The 9,407-nt window shown below is 62.2% G+C and carries 10 protein-coding genes; all 10 read left to right on the top strand.

Annotated features, from left to right (window positions below; translation table 11 throughout):
• A partial coding sequence (locus DW899_RS02235) for an SIS domain-containing protein (protein WP_369832231.1) occupies positions 1-576 on the top strand: 576 nt, incomplete at its 5' end.
• Between the two features lie 86 nt (positions 577-662).
• Positions 663-1,079, top strand: a complete 417-nt coding sequence (locus tag DW899_RS02230) for a PTS sugar transporter subunit IIA (RefSeq protein WP_117564884.1) — start codon at positions 663-665, stop codon at positions 1,077-1,079.
• Positions 1,080-1,095: 16 nt separating this feature from the next.
• On the top strand, positions 1,096-1,566 hold the full coding sequence (locus DW899_RS02225) for a PTS sugar transporter subunit IIB (RefSeq protein ID WP_117564885.1): 471 nt from the start codon (positions 1,096-1,098) through the stop codon (positions 1,564-1,566).
• 8 nt (positions 1,567-1,574) lie between these two features.
• Entirely contained in the window at positions 1,575-2,366 is a 792-nt protein-coding gene (locus DW899_RS02220) for a PTS sugar transporter subunit IIC (protein ID WP_117564886.1), read from the top strand.
• Complete coding sequence (locus DW899_RS02215) at positions 2,356-3,192, top strand: PTS system mannose/fructose/sorbose family transporter subunit IID (RefSeq protein ID WP_117564887.1); 837 nt, start codon at positions 2,356-2,358, stop codon at positions 3,190-3,192. The genes DW899_RS02220 and DW899_RS02215 overlap by 11 nt, the downstream gene beginning before the upstream one ends.
• Before the next feature lie 83 nt (positions 3,193-3,275).
• The gene (locus DW899_RS02210) at positions 3,276-4,112 is read left to right on the top strand and encodes a sugar phosphate isomerase/epimerase (protein WP_117564888.1); all 837 of its coding nucleotides are present in this window, start codon (positions 3,276-3,278) and stop codon (positions 4,110-4,112) included.
• Positions 4,113-4,438: 326 nt separating this feature from the next.
• On the top strand, positions 4,439-6,154 hold the full coding sequence (gene hisG, locus DW899_RS02205) for an ATP phosphoribosyltransferase (RefSeq protein WP_117779033.1): 1,716 nt from the start codon (positions 4,439-4,441) through the stop codon (positions 6,152-6,154).
• Between the two features lie 105 nt (positions 6,155-6,259).
• Entirely contained in the window at positions 6,260-7,696 is a 1,437-nt protein-coding gene (gene hisD / locus DW899_RS02200; RefSeq protein WP_117799855.1) for a histidinol dehydrogenase, read from the top strand.
• A 1-nt stretch (position 7,697) separates the two neighbouring features.
• Positions 7,698-8,813, top strand: a complete 1,116-nt coding sequence (gene hisC / locus DW899_RS02195) for a histidinol-phosphate transaminase (RefSeq protein WP_117799854.1) — start codon at positions 7,698-7,700, stop codon at positions 8,811-8,813.
• Positions 8,814-9,401 carry an imidazoleglycerol-phosphate dehydratase HisB gene (gene hisB / locus DW899_RS02190; protein WP_089573595.1) on the top strand — a complete coding sequence of 196 codons (588 nt, stop codon included), beginning with the start codon at positions 8,814-8,816 and terminating at the stop codon, positions 9,399-9,401.
• The last annotated feature ends 6 nt before the right edge of the window (positions 9,402-9,407 follow it).

Below are 9,407 nucleotides of genomic sequence, written 5' to 3'. Positions count from 1 at the left end.
TGCTTCGGCCTGCGCCTGCTCAACCGCCGCGGCTGCTTCCCGCAGTTCGATAAGTTCATCGAGCAGACCAAGGACGTTTGGACCCACCTGGTCGACATCCGCAAGAGCTTCGAGCCGCGCGCCGAGGAGCTCGCAAAGAAGTACGCCCTGGCCCCCTACACCATGTTCATCGGCTCCGGCGCCCTGTGGGGCGAGACCATCCTGTTCTCGATGTGCATCCTCGAGGAGATGCAGTGGAAGCGCACCCGCTACATCACCTCGGCCGACTTCTTCCACGGCACCCTCGAACTCGTGGAGCCCGGCGTCCCCGTGTTCCTGTTCATGGGCGAGGACGAGAACCGCAAGCTCGACGAGCGCGTCCGCGCGTTCCTCAGCCGCGGCGTGACCGGCGACACCGACATCAACATCATCGACACCGCCGAGTTCGCGATCCCCGGCCTTGACGACGAGTTCCGCGTCATCGTGTCTCCGTGGATCCTTTCCTCGCTGATCACCGATCGCCTTGCCGCTTACTACGAGACGGTCACCAAGCACAACCTCAACTACCGTCGCTACTATCACCAGTTCGACTACTAATAGTTGACCACTCATTTAAGAAGCACCCTGCCCGGGCGCATGCGTCCGGGCATTTTTATGCCGAAATTCGCTAGGAAGGGGATCGAATGAGGCAGTTTATCGTGGCGTCCCATGCTCATTTCGCGTCTGGAATCGTCGAGAGCATCGGCCTGCTTTCCGGTGAGCGCGAAAACGTCCATGCGCTCTCTATGTATGTCGACGGAAACGAGGACCTGTCCAAGGAGGCTGCAGCGATTCTGGACGGCTTTGCCGCGGACGACGAAGTTGTCGTGTGCACTGACCTCTTTGGCGGCAGCGTCAACAACGAGTTCACCAAGATCGTCCAGACGCGTCCCAACACGCACCTCGTGACCAATATGAACTTGCCACTCCTTATTCAGCTGCTGTTCGTACCCGATTCCACTCCGATCGACGAGGCCATTCGCCAGATCGTCGAGGCGGACGACACTAAGGTCAAGTACGTCAACGACCTGCTGGGGCAGGCCGAACTCGATGAGTTTTAATCGTTAGGAGCACATCATGATTCAGATGATTCGTGTAGATTATCGACTGCTTCACGGCCAGGTTGCCGTTAGCTGGACCTCGGCTCTGGGTGCCGACTGCATCCTGTTAGTGAGCGACACGGTCCTCAATGACAAGCTTCGTCTGCAGGCCCTGTCCCTTGCAAAGCCCGAAGGATGCAAGGTCGTCGTCAAAAACACCGAGGATGCTGTCAAGGCGCTCCAGAGCGGTGTGACCGATAAGTACAAACTCTTCGTGGTTTGCGAGACGATTCAGCAGGCCGGTGCCGTCGCCAAGGCGATGGGAGTCAAGAAGATCAACCTCGGCAACGTTGCCTTTAGCGAGAATGCCCGCCAGGTCTCGACGAGCGTGTTCCTCACGCCCGAGAACGAGGCCTACGTGAAGGAGCTGCTCGGCGAGGGCTATGAACTGTTCATTCAGATGATTCCGGCAGATGCGAAGACTGACGCCGCGAAGGTCATCGGTTAGGGGCCGTCATGGTTATCAAGACAATCCTGATTTTCCTTATTGCCCTTTTGGGTTATTCCGAGTGGCTGACGGGCACGAGCTACCTCCAGCGCCCGATCGTGCTCGGACCTCTGGTTGGCCTTGTCATGGGCGACATGGTGACCGGCACGATCATGGGCGCCACGATGGAGCTTGCCATGGTCGGCGCCATCTCGGTCGGCGCCTATAACCCGCCCGATACGATTTCCGGCACTATCCTGGGCGTATCTCTTGCCATGCAGGCCGGCGCGGACGCTTCGGCGGCCCTGACCCTGGGTATTCCTATCGCCACGATCGTCCTGGCGCTCGACACGGCCCTGGGCCAACCGGTCATGCTGCTGCTGGTGCACCGTATCGACAAAAACGTCGAGGACGGAGACACCAAGGCCATCACGCGCAACATGCTCATCGCCGGTTACGCGCAGAGCTGGTGCGGCCTGCTGATTATTCCCCTGGCATTCTTCTTTGGTGCCGATGCTGTTGCCAGCCTGCTCAACATCATCCCCGATTTCGTTCAGACCGGCATGGATGTCGCCGCCGCCTTCTTGCCCGCACTCGGCTTTGCGATGCTGGCGCAGATGATTATGAACAAAACAGTGGCTCCGTTCTTCTTCGCTGGCTTCTTCCTCGTCGCCTACTTTGGCATTAGCACGACGGGCGTGGCGATCTTTGCCGCGATCATCGTCGTCGCGATGACGGTTTTGGGTGATAAGAAAAAAGCGGAGCAGCCCGCAGCAGCAACCGAGGATCCTGCGATTGGGAGTGGGTTCGATGAGTTTTAAGTTTGAGTCTTCTTACGACGGGCTGATTTCCCGCGCAGACCTTAAGAAGCTGTTCTGGCGCTCGATTCCCTATGAGCATTCCTGGAACTACGAGCGTATGGGCCATATCGGCTTTATGTGGGCCCTTATGCCGATCCTTCGCAAGCTGTATCCGCAGGATGCGGACTTTAAGGCCGCCCTTAAGCGCCATATGGAGCTCTATAACGTCACGCCGTACATCTCGACGCTTCCCATGTCCATCGCCGCTGCAATGGAGGAGGTCAACGCTACTGACGATAGCTTTGACACGAGCGCGATCTCTAATGTCAAGCTTGCTTTGATGGGGCCGCTGTCCGGCGTGGGCGATGCTTTCTACTGGGGCACGCTGCGAATTTTGGCAACGGGTGTCGGCACGTCGCTAGCGCTGCAGGGCTCTATTCTTGGCCCGATTTTGTTCCTGCTCGTGTTCAACGTTCCTCACTACATCATCCGTTACCTGCTGACGTTTGTGGGATATCGCTTTGGCTCGGACATGATCAGCAAGGTCCAGGAATCGGGCATTATGGACACGATCGTCAAGATGGCCTCTATCATGGGCGCCATGGTGATCGGTGCTATGACCATGGAGATGGTCACCGTGGACATTCCGCTCATGGTCGGTGCGGGCGATGGTGCTCAGACGCTCGCCGAGCTGCTCAACGGAATCTTCCCGGGCTTTGTCACGATGGGGCTGTTTGGAATTGTCTATCTCATGCTCAAGAAGAAGATGAATCCGCTGCTCATCATGCTTGTGATCCTGCTCGTGAGTATCGCTGGCGCGTTCTTTGGAGTGCTTGGTGTCCAGTAGGGTATCCGTCATAATGAAAACAATGTAAGAGGGGGCGTCGCGCACACTGTGCTGCGGCGCCCTTTTGCCGAAAGGTGGACAAGATGGAGTATCCGCAGCTTGCCGTCATGAATATCAGCCATCGTTATTTTGACCTTGAGGAATTCTTTTCTTCGGCAGCGGCCTCGGGCTATACGTGTTGCGAGCTTTGGACCGGGGCGATGCATCTGTATGTCGATTGCCATGGATACGATTCGCTCGAGCGGGTACGGGAGCTGTCGCAGCGGTATGGGGTTCGGATTGTGGGGCTTTGTCCCGAACAGAACAACCCCAAGCCGTGGAATATCGCGGCGCGCGGGAATGAGGCGCGTGCCCGCACGCTCGCGTACTTTAAGAACGTTGTAGATATCGCGGCGGAACTTGGAGCCGAGCAGGTCATGGTCTCGAGCGGCTGGGCATTTTTGAACGAGCCGATCGAGGACGCGTGGGGTCGCAGCGCCTCGATGCTGCGTGCGATTGCCGAGCATGCGGGAGAGCGCGGCGTGCGACTGGTGCTCGAGGCCCTACAGCCGGTTGAGTCGATGATCGTGAACTCGGCGGCCGATACGAAGCGCATGATCGAGGCAGTTGATCATCCGGCACTTAAGGCGTGTCTGGATTTGGGCGCTATGGCGGTGGCGGGGGATACCATCGACGATTATTTTGATCTGCTTGGCGATGATGTCGCCCACGTGCATTTTGTCGATGTTGCGGCAGATGGCACGACGCATCTTGCTTGGGGTGACGGCGACCGCGATATGCGCGCCGACCTGGATAGGCTGGTGGCGCGCGGCTATCGCGGAGTTGTTTCGGCCGAGACCTATGATTGGCGCTATTTCGCCAATCCCGCGGCAGCCGACGCTCAGGTTATGGCGGAGTACCGACGCGCGATTGGCGCCTAAGTGGGACAGGGCGCCGAGTTGGCGTTTGACGCTTTTTGAGAAACGGGACGTGCTTTCCGCTTGAGGCTTCTGGCGGAAAGCACGTCCCAGAACAGGCGCTCAGAATGGGACACACTTTCCGCTGAGGACCTCAACCGGAAACCGCATCCCAGTTTTTGGCTGGCGGGCGGGACGCGCTTTCCCCTATGTTTCCAAATGAATACGCTATGAGCTGCAAGCGACGATTCTCCCCGCAAACACTCTAGTATGCTAAAGTACCCAGAAAACCGGCGGAGCTATGCCGGTCTTCTGTTCTATATGAAACACAGCATGAGGAGGCTCATCAGATGACGGCCACACCGTGGGGATTCCGGGACATATTGCCCGAGGAGGCTCAGGCGCGCGAGGAGATTGCGCTGACGGTGAAGGGCTGCTTCAGGGAGCATCATTACCTTCCGGTCGAGACGCCGCTACTCGAGGACAAGGGTTCGCTCGAGGAAGGCGGCCGCATCGCGGATACTCCGTTCAAGCTTTTTGACGACGACGGCCGCTTGTTGGTGGTCCGTCCCGACAACACGCTGCCGATCGTACGCCTGGTTTCGACCCGCATGCGCGCTGCCGACCTGCCCCTGCGCCTTCGCTACGAGGCGCCGGTGGTTCGTGAGTGTCAGCGAAATGCCGGTGGTTCGCGCCAGTTTACACAGTTGGGCTTTGAGCTTATCGGTGCGGGCGATACCGCGGGCGATGTCGAGATCGTCTCGCTCGTGGCCGAGGCCGTGCGCAAGCTGGCACTGCCCGATGCGCGCATTATCGCAGGTAGCGTACGCCCGTTTAAGGAGCTGCTCGCGGCGTGCGAGGATCGCGAGCTGGCCGCCGAGGCCCTGCGCTGTGTGCACGCCAACGACTTTGTGGGCCTCGATGCCCGCGTGGCGGCAAGCGCCGAGTCCGATGCCGTCAAGGCCGCCATTAGCGAGTTGCCGCGTCTGCACGGCGGTGCCGAGGTACTCGACCGCGTGGACGCGCTGCTGGAGGCCGCCGGTATCGTCGCGCCGCTGACGCGCGAGCTGCGTGCCCTGGTCGAGGGCCTGGCACCCGAGGACGCCCAGGTGCTGTCGTTCGACTTCTCTATCATGAACTCTTTCGATTACTACACGGGCCTGGTCTTTAAGGCCTATGCCGGCGGCTTGCCCGATCCGGTCGGTTCGGGCGGACGCTATGACTCCATCTTTACCGGCGCATTTGGCGCCGGTATCGAGGTGCCGGCGGCGGGCTTCGCCTTTTCGCTCGAGCGCCTGGAGGCCGCGCGCACCTCGGCCGAGGATGCCGCTTCCGATGGCGACCATGCTGCGGGCCGTGGCGCCGAGGGCCCGCTGCGTATCGCCGTGCCCAAGGGCTCGCTTAAGGCCGACACGCTCGACGTGCTCGAGGCCGCGGGCCTGGACGTCTCTGAGCTGCGTGACCCCGGCCGTCACCTGATTGTGCGCGGCCGCGACACGCGTGCCGGCGAGGGCACGGTCGGCGATATCGAGTTTGTCATCGTGCGACCCAGCGATGCACCCGCCTTTGTGGGCTGCGGCGGTGCCGATTGCGGCATCTGCGGTTGGGACTCGCTCATCGAGGCCGACCTCAACCTGCTGCAGCTGGTCGATCTGGGCTACGGCCTGTGCACCTTTATCGAGGCGGAGCCCGCGTGGCGCGCCGGTCAGGCCGAGCGCAACTATGCCCGCCGCGGGTCGCTTCGCGTGGCAACCAAGTACCCGCGTATCGCGAGTGCCTGGTATGCCGAGCGCGGCGTGAACGCCGACATCGTTTCGCTGCACGGCAATATCGAGCTGGGGCCCATCGTCGGCATGACCGATCGCATCGTGGACATTACCGCCACTGGTGCCACGCTGCGCGATAACGACCTCGTTATTACTGGTCGCATCATGGACTGCACGGCCCGCTTCTTTGTCAACCCGGGTGCCGCACGTCTGGATCCGCGCGTACGCAATCTGGCCGATCGCTTGGCCGCGGCCGTGAAGGACAAGCATTTTGAGCCCGTTGCGGGCTCGGCACAATAGCGCGAGCGCGCACGGGCGCCCCAACGTCCGGGCTGCGGGCCGACTGGTGCCGCCGTCCGGCCTCTCGTTTTTCGAACACAACCTCGACCGATAGGGGATACCGAAATGAAGACCATCAAGCTTGCTCCCGGTGAGCGCCTCGTTACCAACCAGCTCAACCGTAAGGGCGTGCTGCCGCAAAATATCGTCGACGCCGCCCGCGATATCGTGGCCAACGTGCGTGCCAACGGCGATGCCGCGGTGCGCGATTACTGCCAGCGTTTTGACGGTGTTGAGCTGCAGAGCTTCCGTCTCCCGCAGGAGCAGATCGATGCCGCGCTCGAAGATCTCGATCCGGCCTTTGTCGCCGCGCTCGAAAAGGCTGCGCGCCAGATTCGCGAGTTCCACCAGCGCGAGGTCGAGCAGAGCTGGTTTACCACGCGCCCGGATGGCACGATGCTCGGCGTTAAGGTGACCCCGCTTGCTGCGGCCGGCATCTACGTGCCGGGCGGTCGCGCGCAGTACCCTTCCACCGTGCTTATGAACGCCATTCCCGCCAAGGTTGCCGGCGTTGAGCGCGTGGTCATGGTGACCCCGCCGCAAAAGGATGGACTGATTAGCCCGTATACGCTCGCGGCGGCCAAGCTCGGCGGCGTGGACGAAATCTATATGGTGGGCGGCGCCCAGGCCGTGGCCGCGCTGGCGTACGGTACCGAGACCATTCCGCGCGTCGACAAAATCACCGGCCCGGGCAACGCCTTTGTTGCCGCTGCCAAGCAGATTGTCTCGGGTGACGTGGGTATCGACATGGTCGCCGGTCCCTCCGAGGTCTGCGTGCTGGCCGATGCCACGGCCAAGCCTATGGTGGTCGCGGCCGACCTGATGGCTCAGGCCGAGCACGATCCGCTGGCGGCCTGCTATCTGGTGACCTGCGACGAGCGGTTTGCGCGTGAGGTCGAGGCGGGTATCGACATTCTGGTAGCGCAGTCCCCGCGTGCCGAGATTACGTGCGCTTCGCTCGATAACGAAGGCGCCATCGTGGTGGCCGCCGACATGGCGGCCGCCGTCGAGGCCGTGAACACCGTGGCGCCCGAGCACCTTGAGCTGCACTGCAAGGATGCGATGGGCCTGCTCGGCGGCATTCGCAACGCCGGCGCCATCTTTGTGGGCGCTTGGAGCTCCGAGCCGCTCGGCGATTACGTTGCCGGTCCCAACCACACGTTGCCGACCGGCGGCACGGCCATGTTCTCCAACCCGCTTTCGGTCGAAGAGTTCGTTAAGCGCTCGAGCGTTATATGCTATACGCCCGAGGGCCTGCTCTCCGACGCTCCCGCTACGCAGCGTCTGGCCGAGGCCGAGGGCCTGTGGGCGCACGCGCTTTCGGCCGCACTGCGTCGCCGCGTGTTGGAGCAGGGCGAGGATGCCGTGAGCGCCGAGTCGCTCGCCGCGGCCGACCTGACCAAGGTTGCCTGGCCGGGCGACGCCGTGGCGACGGTTGCCGAGGGCGTGGACCTGGCGGCTGCAGGCGCAGATGGCGCTGGCGTAACCGGCGGGGAGGCCTAATATGGCCGAACTCACGCCTCGCATGAAGGAGCTCGTCCAGCCTTACCTGGCCGGTATTGAGCCCTACGATCCCAACTTTACGCCCACGCGCATCAACCTTTCGGCCAACGAGAACACCTATCCCGTGCCGGCTGGCGTGCGCGAGGCGGTCGACGCCGCCCTGGCTGCCACGCCGCTCAACCGCTATCCCGATCCCATGTCCAACGATCTGCGCGACGAGCTTGCCGCTTGGCATGGTGTGGCGCGCGAGAATGTCTGCGTGGGCAACGGCGGCGACGAGCTGCTCTATAACTACCTGTTGGCGTTTGGCGGCGCGGGACGGACCCTGCTCAACTGCCCGCCGTGCTTTAGCGAGTATGCGTTCTTTGCGTCGCTCTGCCAGACCGAGGTGCGCGACGTGTGGCGCGACCCCGCGACCTTTGAGCTCGACCAGGCCGCCGTGCTTGCGGCGGCACCCGAGTGTAACCTGGCAATCGTGACCTCGCCCAACAACCCCACGGGTGACGTGGCACCGCTCGACTTTGTCGCGGCGCTGTGCGATGCGTGCCCCGGCATGGTAATGGTTGACGAGGCCTACGTGGAGTTTGCCGACGATTCGTTTGGCGCGGCCACCACGGCGCAAGGCCTTATCGCCGAGCATCCCAACCTGGTGATTCTACATACGCTGTCCAAGGCGTTTGGCGCCGCCGGCACGCGTCTGGGCTATGTGATTGCGGCACCCGAGGTCGTCGACGTGTTCGCGGCGATTCGCCAGATCTATTCAGTTAACGTGCTGAGCCAGGCGGCAGCACTTGCCTGCGTGCGTGCCCGTGATGCCTACACGCCCGTGGTGGCACAGATCGCATCCGAGCGCGAGCGCGAGCTGTGCGCCCTGCGCGCAATGGCTGCCGATGGCATGCCCGTGGAGGCATGGCCGAGCGCGGCGAACTTTGTGCTCGTGCGCACGCCGCATGCCACGCGCGTGCGCGAGCGTCTGCGCGACGAGTATTCGATTTTGGTGCGCGACTTTAGCTACGCGCCGGGGCTTGCGGACTGTTTGCGCATCACTGTGGGTACGCCGCAGGAAAACGACGAGGTGCTGGCCGCGTTTGCCGCGCTGGTGAAGGAGGAGATGTAGATGGACCGCTATGCCGAGGTAACCCGCAAGACGGGCGAGACCGACATTGTCGTAAAGCTCGACCTGGACGGATCTGGCGTGTGCGATATCTCGACCGGCGTGCCGTTTTTCGACCACATACTCAACGCTTTTGGCCGCCATGGCCTGTTCGATCTGACGGTGCATGCGGTGGGCGACGTCGAGGTCGACGCGCACCACACCGTTGAGGACACGGGCATTGTGCTGGGCGAGGCGTTTTGCCAGGCGCTGGGCGACAAGGCGGGTATTACGCGCTTTGCCGACGCGGCGATCGCCATGGACGAGACACTCGTGATGGCCGCCGTGGATATCTCGGGTCGCGGGCAGGCCTATTGCGAGCTGCCCGTGCCGACTGAGCGCGTGGGCAGCTTTGATACCGAGCTGGCCGTCGAGTTCTTCTATGCCTTTGCGCGCGATGCCAAGCTCACGCTGCACGTGCGCGAGCTGGCGGGCGGCAATTCGCACCACATTATCGAGGCCGCCTTTAAGGCCGTGGGCCGCACGATGCGCCGCGCCTGCGAACTCGATCCCCGCGTGCAGGGTATCCCCAGCACCAAGGGCTCGCTGTAACCGTCA

Source organism: Collinsella sp. AM41-2BH (assembly GCF_003468085.1).
Lineage (GTDB): Bacteria > Actinomycetota > Coriobacteriia > Coriobacteriales > Coriobacteriaceae > Collinsella.
This window is presented reverse-complemented; position numbering and strand designations above follow the sequence as displayed.